This window comes from Xanthomonas sp. NCPPB 3583, from assembly GCF_041475715.2.
In the GTDB taxonomy this organism is placed as follows: Bacteria; Pseudomonadota; Gammaproteobacteria; order Xanthomonadales; family Xanthomonadaceae; genus Xanthomonas; species Xanthomonas euvesicatoria.
In genome coordinates this window covers 736,085-751,988 of sequence record NZ_CM191263.1, presented here as the reverse complement: position 1 = coordinate 751,988, position 15,904 = coordinate 736,085, and the positions used below count along the sequence as shown (strand labels likewise).

At 65.8% G+C, this 15,904-nt stretch carries 16 protein-coding genes; 5 read left to right on the top strand and 11 right to left on the bottom strand.

The annotated features are described in order from the left end of the window. Positions 1–42: 42 nt before the first annotated feature. The 6 genes from xerC to ACCQ07_RS03270 form a co-directional block, all read right to left on the bottom strand. The gene (gene xerC, locus ACCQ07_RS03295; RefSeq protein WP_372165176.1) at positions 43–960 is read right to left on the bottom strand and encodes a tyrosine recombinase XerC; all 918 of its coding nucleotides are present in this window, start codon (positions 958–960) and stop codon (positions 43–45) included. A 179-nt stretch (positions 961–1,139) separates the two neighbouring features. Further along, positions 1,140–1,811, bottom strand: coding sequence for a DUF484 family protein (locus ACCQ07_RS03290; protein WP_011346312.1), 672 nt, complete (start codon positions 1,809–1,811; stop codon positions 1,140–1,142). Beyond that, positions 1,808–2,662 carry a diaminopimelate epimerase gene (gene dapF / locus ACCQ07_RS03285; RefSeq protein WP_014089309.1) on the bottom strand — a complete coding sequence of 285 codons (855 nt, stop codon included), beginning with the start codon at positions 2,660–2,662 and terminating at the stop codon, positions 1,808–1,810. The genes ACCQ07_RS03290 and dapF overlap by 4 nt, the downstream gene beginning before the upstream one ends. After that, positions 2,652–2,906: an LPS translocon maturation chaperone LptM gene (gene lptM, locus ACCQ07_RS03280; RefSeq protein WP_014089308.1), complete on the bottom strand. Its 255-nt coding sequence runs from the start codon at positions 2,904–2,906 to the stop codon at positions 2,652–2,654. The genes dapF and lptM overlap by 11 nt, the downstream gene beginning before the upstream one ends. A gap of 56 nt (positions 2,907–2,962) precedes the next feature. Then, on the bottom strand, positions 2,963–3,361 hold the full coding sequence (locus ACCQ07_RS03275; RefSeq protein ID WP_372363783.1) for a YbaN family protein: 399 nt from the start codon (positions 3,359–3,361) through the stop codon (positions 2,963–2,965). A gap of 367 nt (positions 3,362–3,728) precedes the next feature. After that, entirely contained in the window at positions 3,729–5,801 is a 2,073-nt protein-coding gene (locus ACCQ07_RS03270) for a S9 family peptidase (RefSeq protein ID WP_218556305.1), read from the bottom strand. Positions 5,802–5,945: 144 nt separating this feature from the next. On the opposite strand from ACCQ07_RS03270, the gene ACCQ07_RS03265 reads away from it, so the two are divergent. Then, complete coding sequence (locus ACCQ07_RS03265; RefSeq protein WP_014089305.1) at positions 5,946–7,130, top strand: pyridoxal phosphate-dependent aminotransferase; 1,185 nt, start codon at positions 5,946–5,948, stop codon at positions 7,128–7,130. 243 nt (positions 7,131–7,373) lie between these two features. On the opposite strand, the gene ACCQ07_RS03260 is transcribed toward ACCQ07_RS03265, so the two are convergent. Next, on the bottom strand, positions 7,374–9,467 hold the full coding sequence (locus ACCQ07_RS03260; protein ID WP_008577312.1) for a prolyl oligopeptidase family serine peptidase: 2,094 nt from the start codon (positions 9,465–9,467) through the stop codon (positions 7,374–7,376). 67 nt (positions 9,468–9,534) lie between these two features. Continuing rightward, a complete protein-coding gene (locus ACCQ07_RS03255; RefSeq protein ID WP_014089304.1) occupies positions 9,535–9,846 on the bottom strand; it encodes a hypothetical protein in 312 nt (103 codons plus the stop codon). A gap of 367 nt (positions 9,847–10,213) precedes the next feature. Between ACCQ07_RS03255 and ACCQ07_RS03250 the strand changes: the two genes are divergently transcribed. From ACCQ07_RS03250 to ACCQ07_RS03240, 3 genes are all read left to right on the top strand, one after another. Next, on the top strand, positions 10,214–10,783 hold the full coding sequence (locus ACCQ07_RS03250) for a lipocalin family protein (RefSeq protein WP_008574341.1): 570 nt from the start codon (positions 10,214–10,216) through the stop codon (positions 10,781–10,783). Positions 10,784–10,815: 32 nt separating this feature from the next. Continuing rightward, on the top strand, positions 10,816–11,157 hold the full coding sequence (locus ACCQ07_RS03245; protein WP_122273317.1) for a VOC family protein: 342 nt from the start codon (positions 10,816–10,818) through the stop codon (positions 11,155–11,157). Between the two features lie 87 nt (positions 11,158–11,244). Then, on the top strand, positions 11,245–11,523 hold the full coding sequence (locus tag ACCQ07_RS03240) for a hypothetical protein (protein WP_218556308.1): 279 nt from the start codon (positions 11,245–11,247) through the stop codon (positions 11,521–11,523). 157 nt (positions 11,524–11,680) lie between these two features. Here the strand turns inward: ACCQ07_RS03240 and ACCQ07_RS03235 are convergent, their stop codons facing one another. Beyond that, entirely contained in the window at positions 11,681–12,646 is a 966-nt protein-coding gene (locus ACCQ07_RS03235; RefSeq protein ID WP_005916857.1) for a helix-turn-helix transcriptional regulator, read from the bottom strand. A gap of 568 nt (positions 12,647–13,214) precedes the next feature. Between ACCQ07_RS03235 and ACCQ07_RS03230 the strand changes: the two genes are divergently transcribed. After that, positions 13,215–14,015, top strand: coding sequence for a DUF481 domain-containing protein (locus tag ACCQ07_RS03230; protein WP_008574344.1), 801 nt, complete (start codon positions 13,215–13,217; stop codon positions 14,013–14,015). 191 nt (positions 14,016–14,206) lie between these two features. Here ACCQ07_RS03230 and hemC read toward each other — a convergent pair whose 3' ends face one another. After that, complete coding sequence (hemC, locus tag ACCQ07_RS03225; RefSeq protein WP_372363782.1) at positions 14,207–15,121, bottom strand: hydroxymethylbilane synthase; 915 nt, start codon at positions 15,119–15,121, stop codon at positions 14,207–14,209. A gap of 30 nt (positions 15,122–15,151) precedes the next feature. Beyond that, a complete protein-coding gene (locus tag ACCQ07_RS03220) occupies positions 15,152–15,889 on the bottom strand; it encodes a LytR/AlgR family response regulator transcription factor (RefSeq protein WP_014089299.1) in 738 nt (245 codons plus the stop codon). Positions 15,890–15,904 lie beyond the last annotated feature (15 nt).

The window sequence follows — 15,904 nt, the reverse complement described above, 5'->3', positions numbered from 1 at the left end:
CGAATCGATGACGCCGGCTGCCGGCTGCTTACAGCTTGGCGCTCACTCTGCAGCTTTCTTGCGCCTGGCACGCGGATGCGCGGCATCGTAGACCTTGGCCAAGTGCTGGAAATCCAGATGCGTGTAGATCTGGGTGGTGGCGATGTCCGAATGGCCCAGCAACTCCTGCACGCCGCGCAGATCGCCGGACGATTCCAGGATATGGCTGGCGAAGCTGTGGCGCAGCATATGCGGGTGCACGTCCTTGAACATGCCCTGGCGCACGGCCAGCTGCTTGATGCGGATCTGCACTGCACGTTGCGAAAGCGCACCGCCGGCACGGCCAGGGAAGACGTGGCTGTCGGCGCTTGCACCACTGTCGCGTCGCCACTCGCGCAAGGCGGCGATCGCGTGCGAGCCCACCGGCACCAGGCGCTGCTTGCTGCCTTTGCCGAGCACCATCACCAGGCCGCTGTCCAGGTCCAGGTCGCGCCAGCGCAACGCGCACAACTCGCTCAGGCGCAGCCCGGACGAGTAGAACACTTCCAGCAGCGCGCGGTCGCGCAGGCCCAGTGGCGCATCGGTCGGCACTTCCACCAGACGCACGGCTTCGTCGGCGTCCAGCACCTGGGGCAACTTGCGCGGCGCCTTGGGCGCACGCAGCGCCGCCGCCGGGCTGGCCGAAATGCGGCCATGCTTGAGCAACCAGGCGTAATAACTGCGGCATGCCGACAGGCGGCGCTGCAGGCTCTTTGCCGACAGCCCGCGTCGATGCTCTGCCGCAACGAATTGCCGCAAGTGCGCGCTGTCGAGCTGTGCAGTCTCGCCAGGCACTGCAGCGCCCTGCACGCCAGCTTCGGTCGCCTGCTCGGCTGCCCAGACGACCAGGGCCGCGAGGTCGCGCCGATACGCGTCCAGCGTGTGCGCCGATACTTGCCGCTCGACCTGCAGGTACGTCAGGAACTCGTCGACCGATGACACCTCAGCGCTCCCGATTGCGCGGGGTGACTGCCGTCATCTGCAACACGCGCGCGACGCGCGCGCCCTGCAGGTGCAGACAACGCAGAGACTCGACTGCCAACACCTCACTCTCCCTGCTGCAAAAGCAGCGCCACCACCAGCGCCCCATGTCGCCAACGTCGGTGTGCGCAGCCATGGCCTCACACGTCGAAGCGCTGCAACGCCACGCTCAACGATTCGCCCATCATGCGCAGGAACAGCGTGCCCATGCCGGGATAGAACCGGTTGGCATCGCTGCTCCCCACCGCGATCAGGCCGATGCCCGGCAGCGGCAGCAACGCGGTGGAGTGCACCTGCCCCGCTTGTGCGCCGTAAAGCAGCGTGTGTTTTTCAGCTTGCAGGCGGCCGCAGATGGGCTCGCCATCGTTGAGGCAATCGCGAAACGGCGCCAGCCGTGCATCGTCGATTGCGATGGTCTGCAGCCAGTCCGCATCCAGCGCATCGACGGGCTTTAGCAACACCAGCCGCACCAGTTCGCCGTTGAAATCTTCCGCCAGCGAGGCGGCCATCGCCTTGAGCGTGTCGGCCGCGCTGGTCTGGCGCATCAACGCAAGCGTGAGTTGATGCGTGCGCACTGCCAGCCGCTCGTTTTCCTGCGCGTTGCTGCCGAGCTCGTGCAGGCGGCGCGAGAGTTCGCGGTTCTTGTCGCGTAGCACTTCCAGCTGATAGGTGGCCAACGAAGCGGTGGGGCCGTCGTCGCGCGGCACCAGCAAGCTCACCGCCAGATCCGGGAACTGCTTGAGGAAGGTGGGGTGACGTCGCAACCAGGTGGCCACTTCGTGCGCGCCGAATTTGTCCGTGTTCTCGCTCATCGGTTCCATTCTCCATCGAAGACGAACACCGCCGGGCCGGACATGACCACCTGCTCCTGGTCGCCGGGCCAACGAATGCGTAACTCGCCACCGGGCAAGGACACCTGCACATCGCGCTCGACACGGCCGCGTTGCATCAACACCACCGCGGCCGCACAGGCGCCACTCCCACAGGCCAGCGTTTCGCCCACCCCGCGCTCGAACACGCGCAGGCGCACATGCGCGGGGTCGACCACCTGCACGAAACCCACATTGACCGAATCGGGAAACGCCGCGTTCTGCTGCAGCAGCGCGCCTACGCGTTCCACCGGTGCTGCATCGACGCGACCGACTTCGACCACCGCGTGCGGGTTGCCCATCGACACCGCGCCAAAGCGCACGGTCTCGCCGTGCACCGGCAGCGCATATTCGTCGCGCGCATGTGCAAACCCGGCCAGCGGAATCTGGGCGGGCTCGAACTGCGGGACACCCATCGCCACCGCGTAGCGGTCGCCGTCGAGGCGCTCGACCGCGTGCGCGGACATTGGGCTGTCGATGATGAAGCGCTCGCCCTGGGCCGTGCCGTCGCGCACCAGCCACGCGGCGACACAGCGTGCGCCGTTGCCGCATTGGCGTGCGGCCGAGCCATCGGAATTCCAGATGCCGTAGGCCGCCACGGCACCTTGGCTGCGCGGTGCCTCGATGGTCAGGATCTGATCGCAGCCCACCCCGAAGTGGCGGTCGGCCAGCTGCGCCGCCAGTGCGGCATCCGGTGGCGGCGTACCGTCGCGCAGGTCCAGCACCACGAAGTCGTTGCCGGCGCCATGCATTTTGGTGAAACGCAGACGCCCGCTGCGACCGTCAGCGCTCATTGCCGCTGCTAGCGGGCTGGTCGGTGGTGGATGCGGGCTTGGTAGCGCCATCCACCGGCGCAGGCGCAGGCGTGGACTCGTCCAGCGGTTGCGACGCATCCGCCGGCTGCGGCACCGGCTGGGCTTCCACCGGCACCGGCTTCTGCGGCATCACCAGCGGGCCCTTGTTGCCGCAAGCGGCAAGCAGGAGAAAGGTCGCACCAACCAGTGCGAGACGAACAGACGGTCGGGACATGATGCTCATGGGCCGAAGTATAGCCAGAACGCCGTTACGGCCGTGCGCTGGCAGGCGCGCTGCGTTCAGTGCGCACCTGGCAGCGGGCGCGGCGGCGGCTCCGGGCGCAACCACAGCCAGATCACCACCACGGCCATGCTGCCGATCGACAGGCACTTGACCCAGAACAGCGGCACGCACCACAGCATGATCGCGGCGCAGACCGTCATGGTCAGCGTCGCCATCCACTTGGCCTTGCGGCTGACTGCCCGGTAGGTCTGCCATTCCACAATCGCCGGGCCGAAGCGCGGATGCGACAGCAGCCAGTTGTGCAGGCGCTCGGAGCCATGCGAGGCCGCCCAGGCAGAGATCAGGATGAAGACCGTCGTCGGCAGCCCCGGGACGAAGATCCCGACGATGCCGGTAGCCAGGCTGGCGTAGGCCAGCAACCACCAGGCCCAGCGGAATCGAGTCGGTCGCGTCATGCGCAAATGATACGGCCAGCGCTGCGGTTTGGTGAGTCGGCCCTGCAGCGATGATTCTACCGCTGCAGAAGGGCGCGTTCTGCGCAGCGGGCGGCATGCAGCGCGCGCTGGCCGCCAGATCTCCAGCGTCGCCCCACCGCGCTGCGGTCAGATACGCAGCCCCGGCCGCAGCGACGCCTGACTGCGATGCCCGGCTCGCTGCAGGGCGAGGCAGCGAACGCACCGCGCCGATAAGGAAAAACGAAGGCGGTGAGGCGGAAGATGGAAGACGTGCAAGCCGCTCGCATCCCAGCGAGCAGCCAGCTGCCGCCCAAGCCATCCGCTCCAACGAATCCCGAATCCCGACTCCCCAATCCCTCCCGTCCAGCTACTTCACGCCCAACTGATCCAGTACGAACGCATACGATTCGGCCAGCTCGCGGTAGCGGCGGAAGCGTCCGGATTTGCCGCCATGCCCGGCTTCCATATTGGTGCGGAACACGATCGGCTGGGTGCCGGTGTTGTCGTCACGCAGCTTGGCCACCCACTTGGCCGGCTCCCAGTACTGCACCTGCGAATCCCATAGGCCGGTGCCCACGAACAGCGCCGGGTACGCCTGCTTGCGCACGTTGTCGTACGGCGAGTACGACAGCATGTACTGGTAATCGTCCTGGGTTTCCGGGTTGCCCCACTCGTCGTATTCGTTGGTGGTGAGCGGAATGCTGGCGTCGAGCATGGTGGTGACCACATCGACGAACGGCACCTGCGCGACCATCACGCGATAGTCCTGCGGCGCCATATTGGCCACCGCGCCCATCAGCAGACCGCCCGCGCTCCCACCGGATGCGGCAACCCGGTCCTTGGCGGCGTAACCTAGCGCGACCAGACCGCGGGTGACATCGATAAAGTCATTGAAGGTGTTTTGCTTGTGCAGCAGCTTGCCGTCGTCGTACCACTGGCGCCCCATTTCCTGGCCGCCGCGGATGTGCGCGATGGCATACACCACACCGCGGTCCAGCAGGCTGATCGCCGGCAGATTGAATGCCGGGTCCATCGACATGCCGTAACTGCCGTACGCATACTGAAACAGCGCCGCGCTGCCATCCTTCTTGAAGCCCTTTTTGTACACCAGCGACACCGGCACCTTGACCCCGTCGCGTGCCGTCACCCACACGCGTTCGGTCACGTACTTGCTGGCGTCGTAGCCGATCACCGGTTGCTGCTTGAGCAACCGGCGCTCGCCGGTCTGGGTGTTGAGCTCGTAGGTGGTCGCCGGCGTGGTCAGCGAGGTGTAGCTGTAACGCAGCCAGACGGTATCCGGCTCGGCGTTGACAGATAGACCCATCGAATACGCCGGTTCATCGGCCTTGACGTATTCATGGCTACCATCGCGCATGAGCAAGCGCACACGCTCCAGTCCGCCCGAACGCTCTTCGATGGCGGTGAATCCATCGAACAATTCGAAGTCTTCGATGTAGACGTTGTCGTCGTGCGCCACCCAGTCGGTCCACTGCGTGCGCGTGGTCGCACCGGTGGGTGCAGTGACCAGCTTGAAGTTCCTGGCGTCATCGGCATTGGTGCGAATCACCCAGCGGCCATCGAAATGCTCGGCGTGGTATTCCACATCGCGCTCGCGCTTGGCTAGCACCGTGAAGGTGTCCGGCTTGGCGGCCAACGCATAGCGGGTTTCCGAAGAAACCGTGCTTTCCACCGCGATGGTGATGTACTTGTCGTCGCGCGTGCGGCCGATGCCCATGTAGAAGCTGTCGTCCTTCTCTTCGTACACCAGCACATCGTCTTTGGACGGCGTGCCGAGCACATGCTTTTTCACGCGCACGGTGAGCAGCGTTTCCGGGTCGTTTTCGACATAGAACAGCGTCTTGTTGTCGTCGGCCCACACCACATTGGCCGAGACGCCTTCCACGGTATCCGGATAGAGTTCGCCGGTGTCCAGGTTCTTGAAGCGGATGGTGTATTGACGGCGGCCAACGGCATCGTCGGCCCAGGCGAGGATGCGGTTGTCCTGGCTCACCGCGGCATCGCCCACGCTGAAGTAGCCCTTGCCCTGCGCCATCTGGTTGACGTCGAGCAGGATCTGTTCCGGCGCCTCCATGCTGCCCTTGCGACGCGCCTGGATCGGATAATCCTTGCCGGTTTCGAACCGCGTGTAATACCAATAGCCGCGCTCGCGATACGGCACGCTGGCATCGTCCTGCTTGATGCGCCCGACGATCTCGGTGTACAGCGCCTCCTCCAACGGTTTCAGCGGCGCCATCACCTTGTCGGTGTAGGCATTCTCGGCGTCGAGATACGCCAGCACCGCCTTGTCTTCGCGCTTGTCGTCGCGCAACCAGTAATAGTCATCGTTGCGGGTCGCACCGAACGGCGCCTTGACCACATGCGGGTGCTTGGCGACGTCTGGCGGCGACGGAAGGGCGGCGAAGGCAGGGGATGTGGTCATCAGGCTGGCGATCAGAAGAGTGAGGACGGCTTCATCAGATTGGGGTCCATTGGATGAACGCAATGCCATCCCGGCACCGGAGTGTGTGAGAGCCCCTTGTCGGGCGCCATGTGTCCTGGGTCATGCTGGTCTATCATCGAACCAATGGATTCCACACTTCCTTACGCAGGCGGCTATAGCCGTCGCAGCCAGGACATCGCCCCGTTCCATGTCATGTCGCTGCTGGCGCGCGCCAATGCGCTCGAGCAGGCCGGCCACGACGTGATCCACCTGGAAATCGGCGAGCCCGACTTCACCACTGCCGCGCCGATCGTCGCTGCCGGCCAGGCGGCATTGGCAGCCGGCCACACCCGCTACACCGCCGCACGCGGGCTGCCAGCGCTGCGCGAGGCGATTGCCCGCTTCTATGCGCAACGCTACGCCTGCAACCTCGATCCGGAGCGGATTCTGGTAACACCCGGGGGGTCTGGCGCATTGCTGCTGGCCAGCAGCCTGCTGGTGGATCCGGGCAAGCATTGGTTGCTCGCCGACCCGGGCTACCCGTGCAACCGGCATTTTCTGCGCCTGGTCGAAGGCGCCGCGCAATTGGTCCCGGTCGGCCCGTACAGCGATTATCAGTTGACCCCTGCGCTGGTGGAGAGCGCCTGGAGCGCCGACAGCGTGGGCGCCCTGGTGGCCTCACCGGCAAATCCCACCGGCAGCGTGCTGTCGCGCACGCAACTGGCTGCGCTTTCGCAGGCGCTGCATGCGCGCGATGGCCATCTGGTGGTGGACGAGATCTATCACGGCCTGACCTACGGCCTGGACGCGCACAGCGTGCTGGAGGTGGACGATGGCGCGTTCGTGCTGAACAGTTTTTCCAAATACTTCGGCATGACCGGCTGGCGGCTGGGCTGGCTGATCGCACCGCCCGACGCGGTGCCGGAACTGGAGAAGCTCGCGCAGAATCTCTACATCAGTGCCTCGACAATTGCCCAGCATGCCGCACTGGCCTGCTTCACGCCCGAGAGCATCGCCATCTTCGAAGCGCGCCGCGGTGAGTTTCAGCAGCGTCGCGATTACCTGCTGCCGGCCTTGCGTGCGCTGGGCTTCGAGATCGCGGTCGAACCGCAAGGCGCGTTTTACTTGTATGCCGACATCAGCGGATTTTCAGATGATGCGCAGGCGTTTTGCGCGCATTTTCTGGAAACCGAACATGTTGCGTTTACGCCCGGCATCGACTTCGGCCACTACCGCGCCAACCAGCACGTCCGCATTGCCTACACGCAAAGCCTGCCGCGTCTGCAGCAGGCGGTGGAGCGGATTGCGCGTGGGTTGAAGCGGTTGTAGCAGGCTGCGTGACCCGCAGTGCGCTGCACGGACGTTTTGCGTAAGGCGCCGACGCCTTGCGCATTGCGTAGCACGCGCGTTCTCCACTGCGCACCCGCTGACCGCCAACGCCATCGGCAAGGCCAACATCGCGCACGCTTGGGCATGTTGACCTAAGACAAAACCCTCTAACGACACGAGGCCGCTGCAAACTGCCAGCGGCCTCGTGTCGCGCGACGCATCATGCCGCATGTGGACGGCGCCTCAGTCGGCCAACCGCTCCCACAGGAAGCTGTACGCCAGCGCGGCCATATGCGCGGCCTGCGCGTTGTTGGCCGCACCGCCGTGGCCACCTTCGATGTTCTCGTAATAGGTCACGTCCTTGCCGGCCTCGATCATCTTGGCGGCCATCTTGCGCGCGTGACCGGGGTGCACGCGATCGTCGCGCGTGGAGGTCAGGAAGATCACCGGCGGATAGGTCTTCTTCGCATCGAACAGGTGGTACGGCGAGAAGGTCTGGATGAACTTCCAGTCGTCGGTGTCCGGGTTGCCGTATTCGGCCATCCACGAGGCGCCGGCCAGCAGGTGGCTGTAGCGCTTCATGTCCAGCAGCGGCACCTGCACCACCACCGCACCGAACAGCTCCGGATACTGGGTGAGCATGTTGCCGGTCATCAGGCCGCCATTGCTGCCGCCCTGCACGCCCAGATGCTTGGTCGAGGTGATCTTGCGCGCCACCAGATCCTTGGCCACCGCGGCCATATCTTCATACGCCTTGTGGCGGTTCTGCTTGAGCGCGGCCTGGTGCCAGCGAGGGCCGTATTCGCCACCGCCGCGGATATTGGCCACCACGTAGACGCCGCCCTTCTCCAGCCACGCGCGCCCTAGGCCACCGGAGTAATTGGGCGTCATCGAAATCTCGAAACCGCCGTAGCCGTACAGCAGGGTCGGCGCGCTGCCGTCGAGCTTCAAGGTCTTCGGGCGTACCAGGAAATACGGCACGCGGGTGCCGTCCTTGCTGGTGGCGAAGTGCTGCTCGATGGTGTCCTTGCCGGCATCGAAGAACGCCGGCATGGTCTTGAGCGGCTGCGGCGCAGAGCCCACCTCCACCCACGACAAGGTGGTGGGGGTCAGGTAATCGGTGACGGTGAGCCACAGCGCGTCGCTGTCGTCGCTATCCACCGCGCCGACATCCACCGTGCCAAAGCTCGGCGCACCGACGAACGCGCTCTTTTTCCAGCCATCGCGCGAAGGCGTGATCACGCTCAGACGGTTCTTGACGTCTTCCAGCACGTTCAACACCAGGTGCGACTTGGTCCACGCCATGCCGGCCAGCGAGGTGGTGTCGGTGGGTTCGAACAACACATCGAAGTTGCGCTTGCCGGCCATGAAATCGTCGAAACGCGTGGCCAGCAAGGTGCCGGGTTTGTAGGTCTTGCCACCCACCGTCCACGGCTCGCGCAGCTCCAGCGTCAGCCACTGGCGCTTGACCGACTTGCTGGCCGAATTGGGCACGTCCACCTTGACCAGCTTGCCGTCGGCGCCCTTGAGATACAGCTCGTCGTTGTAGAAGGCCAGCGTGCGGCTGACGAAATCGCGCTCGAAACCGGGCGTGTCGTCATGCATGGCCGCGATGTACATATCGGTCGGCTTGCCTTCGTACACCACGGTCGCAGCAGTCAGTGGCGTGCCGCGCTTCCACTGCTTGGCGATGCGCGGGTAGCCGGAGCTGGTCATGCTGCCGGCGCCGAAATCGGTGAACACGTAGACGGTGTCCCGGTCGATCCAGCCCAGCCCGCCCTTGGACTCGGGGCGGAAGAAACCGTCCTTGACCCATTGCTTGCTGCCCAGATCGAACTCGCGCGTGACATCGGCATCGGCACCGCCGCGCGACAACGCGATCAGGCAGCGCTGGTAGTCCGGGCGCAGGCAGTCGGCACCGTGCCACACCCAGTTTTCGCCTTCGGCCTTGTTGAGCGCATCCAGGTCCAGCACCGTTTCCCACTTGGGCGAAGCCTTGCGGTACTCGTCCAGCGTGGTGCGCCGCCACAGGCCGCGCTCGTGCTGCTTGTCCTTCCAGAAGTTGTAGTAGAACGCGCCGATCTTCTGCACGCCGGGAATCTTGGCGTCCGAATCCAGCACTTCGCGGATGCTGGTTTCCATCTGCTTGAACGCCGGCGTACTGGCCAGCCGCGCCTCGGTCTTGGCGTTCTGGGTCTTGACCCAGTCCAGCGGCTTGGCGCCGGTGACATCTTCCAGCCAGGCGTAGGGATCGTTGGACACGGGGGGTTCCTCTGCAGAGACGGCGCCAGCGGTGATCAGGCCGGCAACCAGGCAGATCGAGGCGAACTTGGACATGAATGTTTCCGGAAACACGAATGCCCGGAACGTAGCACAGCGCCCCGCCAGCCAACCCTGCCGAAGGTCAGGCTGCGCGCGCCTGTGTCGCCGTACGCGAAGCGCTGCGCCGGCGCTGGGCCTGCGGGCCACGCCGCCGGGGCGCAACACGGCGCGCGCCACGCGTTGCCAACGAAGGCAGGGCAAACCGGTGCAGGCTCCACCACGCCAGCATCGGCATGCCGACCAGCCACAGCGGCAACCAGCCGATCCACTCGCTGCTACCTCGCGCGGCCGGCCAGACCAGCACCAGGGCCAGCCCGGCCAGGGCGATCTGCCGCACCGGGCGCAGCACGCGCGGGTCGGGACGTTCGGAACGGGAAGCAGGACGATGCGACATGGCGGAACTCCGTGGCAGGAAGGATCACAACAGGCGCGCAGGATTGCCGCAGCCCATCTCACAAGCTGCGACCTTGACGCGGGCATCCTGCGGGGCGCGATTGGGGCGCCTGCGCAGGCGCGTCACCGGCCTCCACGAATGCTGCGGCCCCCTGCAACGTCGGCGCGCGGCACCGGACCGACGCCGCGCGGCGCAGCCAGCCGGTCGGTCGCGGTGCCAGCGCCTGATCGGCGCCCGCCAGCCGGCCCCAGCCGCCCGGCGTCTGCCGCGGATTGCCCGGCTGCCGATGCCAGACCCGACCGTTGACGCGAACTTGCCCCCTGCATGCGGTAGTGTGCTGCTCCGACTGCCTCTTTGTGATGTTGCGATGCGCCTGACCGTTACGATCGCCCTCGCTGTTCTGCTCGTCCTCGGCCTGCCCGTGGCACACGCCAAGGACACGTCCGCCACGGAGCCGGCAATCGACTTGTCCAAGATCATGGGCACCTGGTACGTGATTGCGCGCATGCCCAACGCGGTCGAGCGTGGCCACGTCACCAGCCGCGACGAATACACCCTGGTCGAAGACGGCAAGGTGGCGGTGCGCTATCTGTACCGCGACGGATTCGGCGAACCGGAAAAGCAAGTCAATGCGCGCGCCTCGGTGGATGCCGACAGCGGCAACCGCGACTGGCGCGTGTGGTTCTACAAGGTCATCCCGGCCAAGCAGCGCATCCTGGAGATCGCCCCCGACGGCTCGTGGATGCTGATCTCTTACCCGGGCCGCGACCTGGCCTGGATCTTCTCGCGCAAGCCGGACATGAGCCGCGACCAGTACCGCATGCTGGTCAACAAGATGCGCGACGACTATTCCATCTATACCGACAAACTCAAGCGGGTACCGCAGCTGCGCGAACAGGTGGACCGCCTGGGCTTTGAAGTGCCGAACAAGCGCTAGCACGATCGGACGTCATCCGTTGGAGGTGTGGCTTGAAGGTTCAGTACTTGGAGATCGTTACCTGCAACACGGAGGAGGTCTGTGCCGCCTACGCGGTGCAGGGCGCCGAATTCGGCGAGCCGGTACCCGAGCTGGGTAACGCCCGCACCGCATACCTGGCCGGCGGCGGCATCGTCGGTGTACGCGCACCTCTGCGCGAGTCGGAACGGCCCGTTGTTCGCCCCTACTGGCTCGTCGAAGACATCGAGTCGGCTGTTTCGGCCATCGTGGAGGCAGGCGGCACGGTCGCAGTCCCACCGATGGAACTTCCCGGCTGGGGTCGATGTGCCATCTACCTGCTCGGCGGAAACGATCACGGCCTGTGGCAGCGCTAGCTCCTGTGATCGTGCCTGTCGCGCGGCCTGGCAATTCGTCCGAGCCGACGCCGCGTCGCGGCTCGGCTAACCGAGGTATCAGGCCCCATGCCGGAGCAAACCACAACTGACAGCATCGGCCTGGTCGTTCGGGTCGGCACGCGTGTCCAGGTCACGCATCTCCACCAGTCCACTGTCTGCCACCTGCCGCAACTGGAAAGAGACCGGCTTCTCTCGATGCTCGGCGAAACGTTCGAGGTTTACGAGGTGGATCGGTGGGGACAGGCCTGGGTAGAGCAGCAGTGGCATCAGGGTGAGGATTTGGTTGACTTCCACTGCCTGGGCTTGCAGCCGCAGCAGATGCTCGCGGTGCAAGATGGGGCCTGAGACGTCATAAGGCCGAATCCGCTTCGCACCTCGGCCACTTCAGGCCTTGGGCGCCATTGATCGCATCTGCGCCTACCAGGGCTGATGCAGCTTCCAGACGCGTGCACGTGCCTGCCGCAACTGCGGCCCTGCCGTATGCGTCAACTGTCTACCACGCTCAGTCGTAATTGCTCAGCGCCAGCGACAACAACGCCTTGGCCTGCTCGCGCAGCGACATGGGCTCGACAATTTCTGCGTCCGAGCCGTAGTGCAGCACGTCCATCAGCAGTTCGCGCGAGTTGCTGTAGGGCAACTTGAGCTCGTAGCGGCCATCGGGCAGAAAGCGGCCCTGCTGCTTGGAATGCCAATGTTCGTCGGCAACCCAGCGCGCGGCCTTGGAGCTGAACACGATGGTCGCCCACCCCTTGGGCGCCCCGGAAAAAATGCCGTAGCTGGCGGCAAGCTGCTCGTCCAGTTCGCTGTCGGGCACATCGCGCGGCGCCGCATCGAGCAGACGCGCGTGGTTGATGCGGTCCACCGCAAAGCTGCGCACGCCGTCGCGACCGTGATCCCACGCGTCCAGATACCAGTTGTCGCGGTAATGGGTAATGCGCTGTGGCGACACCGTCCGCTTGGTCGATTCGTCGGTGGAACGCGCACGGTAGTCGAAGCTCAGCTGCTTGCGCTCCAGCACGCCGGAGGCCACGGTGCGGAAGCTGGCTTCGTCCAGCTTGCGGCCGCGATGTGGAATGACCCGCACCCGATCCACTGGCCACTGCGAGACGCCGGCCTGGGCAGCCAGCAGTCCTTCGATGCGCTGCTGCAGCGGTGCCAGCATCGAAGACAACACCCCGCCGCCGGTGCGCGCGAGCAGCTGTTGCGAGGCCAGTAGTGCGTGCAGTTCTTCCGAACTCAGCCACAGGCCGGGCAATTCGAAGCGGTCGCTTTCGCCGGAGAGATAGCGAAAGCCCGATTCGCCGTCGCCTTCCACCGGTGCCATCAGCGCGTCGCGCAGAAACGCCAGATCGCGGTAGACAGTCGCGCGGGAACAGCTCAGCTCATCCTGCAGCCGCGCCACCGTGACCGGGTAGCGTGCCGATTTGAGCAAGCGATGCAGGGAGTTGATGCGTTCGTAGCGGTCCATGCGTCGATTATGTCCGAGTCTTTGCGCGGCGGGGTGAGCATCGCGATGTGACGGCTGGCAGACAGCGGCAAGCGCCCGGAGGATGTGCGATGCAGCGGCCTGGTCTGTTGGGTCGGTCGCACAGCCACTGCATGCCGGGGTCGTGCGCGCGGTCGCGCAGGCCCCGGGTTGGCAGGCATCGCCGGTAACGCTGGCACGCGACGCCCCGGGCCGCTCAGGCTCCTGCCACTGGCTGGCCAGAAGTCCTGATGACATCGCCAGGCCGCCTGCCATGCGCACGCGCACCCGGGCAGGTCGCTGCGGTTCACGCCGGGCATTCGCCCCGAACCACCATTCATTCCCCTGACAACGACCTCGCAGGTCGCTCCAGCCACTGCGACCACATCGCCCACCGCTTCCAAGATCGCCTTTCATCGCCGCGCCCGTCTGCAGGGCCGCTCCGGTCCATGCCGCCTTCGGCGTCCCAACCGGCAATGAAGCGGATATTCACTTGGCGATGACGTCACCGCACAGTCCGTTATCATGAAATCGCTTCCACCCCTCTCCCGCCTTCCAAAGCGAGCTGCCCATGTCCCGCCGTGTCCCGTTGTCTGCCCTGTTGCCGCTGTTGTTGATCACGCCCTCCGTCTGGGCCCAGGCAGTCGCACCGGCGCCGGCAGACCCGGCCGCCGTGGTACTGCCGTCGCCGTGGAGCGGCAGCAGCGGCGAGCTCGGCTACGCAGCGGCGCATGGCAACAGCACCACCGACAGCCTCAACGGCCGCGTGCGCCTGCGCTACACCGACGGTGACTGGATCCATAGCCTGGATGCCACCGCGTTGCGTTCGAGTTCGGAATACACCAACACCAACGACGACGGCAGCACCACGCGCGAGCGCCAGACCACCGCCGAGCGTTACACCGGCAGCGTCGGCAGCGCACTGCAGCTGGGCGAACACCGCCAGCTCACGGCCACCGGCCGCTACGAACACGACGACTTCGCCACCTACGACCGTCTGGCCACCTTCGGTATCGGCTATGGCACGCGCCTGATCGACGCCGACCGCTTCTACCTGGATGCGCAGGTGGGCCCGGGTGTGCGCCGCGCGCACAACAGCGACGAAGACCGTAACGAAACCGGGTTGATCGGCCGCGGCCTGTTCGACCTGAAGTACACCGTCACCGACAACACCGATCTGATCAACACGCTGCTGGTGGAATCGGGCGAGTACAACACCTATGCGCAAAACGACTTCGGCGTGCAGGTCAGCATGAACTCGCACTTTGCGTTGAAGGCGGCGTGGCAGATGCGTCACAACAGCGACGTCAGCGACGGCGACAAGAAGACCGATACGCTGACCACGGTCAATCTGGTCTACACGTTCAAGTAAACAACCGCGAACGGTAGGAGCGGACCTGGCCGCGAGGGCGTTCCCGATAAAGCCTCTCGCGGCCAGGGCCGCTGCTACGAAGAGCGGGCGCTGCGTGGGGGCGGCATTGCGTGTGTAGCGGCTGGGTCTGGAGCTTGCGCTTGGGCGCCGGCGTCGATGTCGGTCGCGTTACACGTTGACGCGACAGCGCGTTACAGCTCGGCCAGCAGCTGCGCGGCGCCCTTGTCGAACAGCCCTTGCGCAACGCGGCGGCCAAGCGCTTCGGTATCTTCGGCGCTGCCGTGCGCATCGGCGTGGATCAGGCGGCCGTCGCTGGCGCTGCCCACCATGCCCTGCAGGAACAGGCCCTGCCCTTCCCAGCGCGCGAAGGCGGCCACCGGCACATGGCAACTACCGTGCAGGGCGCGGTTCATGGCGCGCTCGGCTTCCACGCAGGCACGCGTGCGGCCGGCATCCAGCACCGCCAGCAGACTGTGGATGCGTGCATCGTCGCCACGGCATTCCACCGCCACCGCGCCCTGCGCAGGTGCCGGCAACCATTCCGGCGCGTCCAGCCGCGCGCTGATGCGTGCTTCCAACCCAAGCCGCTGCAGGCCGGCGCAGGCCAGCACGATGGCGACGTAGCCGCCGTTGTCGAGCTTGGCCAGCCGCGTGTTGACGTTGCCGCGCAGGTCGATCAATTCCAGATCCGGGCGCGCGGCACGCAACTGGGCCTGGCGGCGCAGCGAGGAGGTGCCCACGCGCGCGCCCAGCGGCAGCGCCTGCAGGCTGGCGTAGAGATTGGACACCAGCGCATCGGCCGGATCGCCGCGTTCCAGGATGGCCGGCAGCACGAACGGGGCGTCCAGTTCCATCGGCACGTCCTTGAGCGAATGCACCGCGCAATCGGCTTCGCCGCGCAACATCGCCAACTCCAGCTCCTTCAGGAACAGGCCCTTGCCGCCAATGGCGGCGAGCGACCGGTCCAGCACTTCGTCGCCGCGGGTGCTCATCGGCACCAGCACCACCTCCAGGCCGGGATGGTGCTGACGCAGCGCGGCGGCGACATGTTCGCTCTGCCAGAGGGCAAGCGGGCTTTTGCGGGTGGCGATACGGAGCGTGGTCATGCCGGCATTATCGCGGAGCCGGCACCGAACTCACAGTTGGCGTAGTTGATCGCGCAGGCTGGCCACGCAGCGACGACTCACTTCCAGGGTCTGCGGCACGTTGCGCAGCACCGCGTGGACCTGGCCATCGCCGCTGCGGCGCAGTTCCACCAGTTCATCGCGGGCCACCAGACAATTGCGATGGATGCGCACCAGGCGGTCGGCAAATTCGTCTTCCAGCGATTTCAGCGACTCTTCGATCAAGTCCTCGCCACGCGTGTGATGGACGATGACGTACTTCTCTTCGGCCTGCAGATAGCGAATGTCGCCGATGGCGATCAGCCGCAGGCTGCCGCGCAGGCGCGCGCACAGATGGGTGCGCAGCGGCCTGGGCGCGGTGCCGGGCACGCGGCCGGCCAGGAAGGTGGCGACTTTCTCCAGTGCAGATGCCAGCCGTTCCGGGCGCACCGGTTTCATCAGGTAATCCAGCGCGGCCGCGTCGAACGCCGACAAGGCATGCTGGTCGTAGGCGGTGCAGAACACCACCGCCGGCGGCGGCTGGCCTTGCCGCAGCAGCCGCGCGGTTTCCAGGCCGTCCACGCCGGGCATGGCGATATCCAGCAGCACCAGGTCCGGGCGCAGCTGTTCGCACTGCTGCAGCACTTGCTGGCCGTTTTCGGCCTCGCCGATCACCTCGACCTGCGGATGCTCGCCCAGCAGCATGCGCAGGCGCTCGCGCGCCAGTGGCTCGTCATCGGCGATCAGCACCCGCACCTGCGTGGCCGTCATGGACTCCCCCTCGCT

What these genes read in the sequence shown, in the direction of transcription:
- ACCQ07_RS03290 (WP_011346312.1), bottom strand. Translation starts at nt 1,811, where the DNA reads ATGAGCGAGAACACGGACAAATTCGGCGCGCACGAAGTGGCCACCTGG.
- dapF (WP_014089309.1), bottom strand. Translation starts at nt 2,662, where the DNA reads ATGAGCGCTGACGGTCGCAGCGGGCGTCTGCGTTTCACCAAAATGCAT.
- lptM (WP_014089308.1), bottom strand. Translation starts at nt 2,906, where the DNA reads ATGAGCATCATGTCCCGACCGTCTGTTCGTCTCGCACTGGTTGGTGCG.
- ACCQ07_RS03275 (WP_372363783.1), bottom strand. Translation starts at nt 3,361, where the DNA reads ATGACGCGACCGACTCGATTCCGCTGGGCCTGGTGGTTGCTGGCCTAC.
- ACCQ07_RS03270 (WP_218556305.1), bottom strand. Translation starts at nt 5,801, where the DNA reads ATGACCACATCCCCTGCCTTCGCCGCCCTTCCGTCGCCGCCAGACGTC.
- ACCQ07_RS03265 (WP_014089305.1), top strand. Translation starts at nt 5,946, where the DNA reads ATGGATTCCACACTTCCTTACGCAGGCGGCTATAGCCGTCGCAGCCAG.
- ACCQ07_RS03260 (WP_008577312.1), bottom strand. Translation starts at nt 9,467, where the DNA reads ATGTCCAAGTTCGCCTCGATCTGCCTGGTTGCCGGCCTGATCACCGCT.
- ACCQ07_RS03255 (WP_014089304.1), bottom strand. Translation starts at nt 9,846, where the DNA reads ATGTCGCATCGTCCTGCTTCCCGTTCCGAACGTCCCGACCCGCGCGTG.
- ACCQ07_RS03250 (WP_008574341.1), top strand. Translation starts at nt 10,214, where the DNA reads ATGCGCCTGACCGTTACGATCGCCCTCGCTGTTCTGCTCGTCCTCGGC.
- ACCQ07_RS03240 (WP_218556308.1), top strand. Translation starts at nt 11,245, where the DNA reads ATGCCGGAGCAAACCACAACTGACAGCATCGGCCTGGTCGTTCGGGTC.
- ACCQ07_RS03235 (WP_005916857.1), bottom strand. Translation starts at nt 12,646, where the DNA reads ATGGACCGCTACGAACGCATCAACTCCCTGCATCGCTTGCTCAAATCG.
- ACCQ07_RS03230 (WP_008574344.1), top strand. Translation starts at nt 13,215, where the DNA reads ATGTCCCGCCGTGTCCCGTTGTCTGCCCTGTTGCCGCTGTTGTTGATC.
- hemC (WP_372363782.1), bottom strand. Translation starts at nt 15,121, where the DNA reads ATGACCACGCTCCGTATCGCCACCCGCAAAAGCCCGCTTGCCCTCTGG.
- ACCQ07_RS03220 (WP_014089299.1), bottom strand. Translation starts at nt 15,889, where the DNA reads ATGACGGCCACGCAGGTGCGGGTGCTGATCGCCGATGACGAGCCACTG.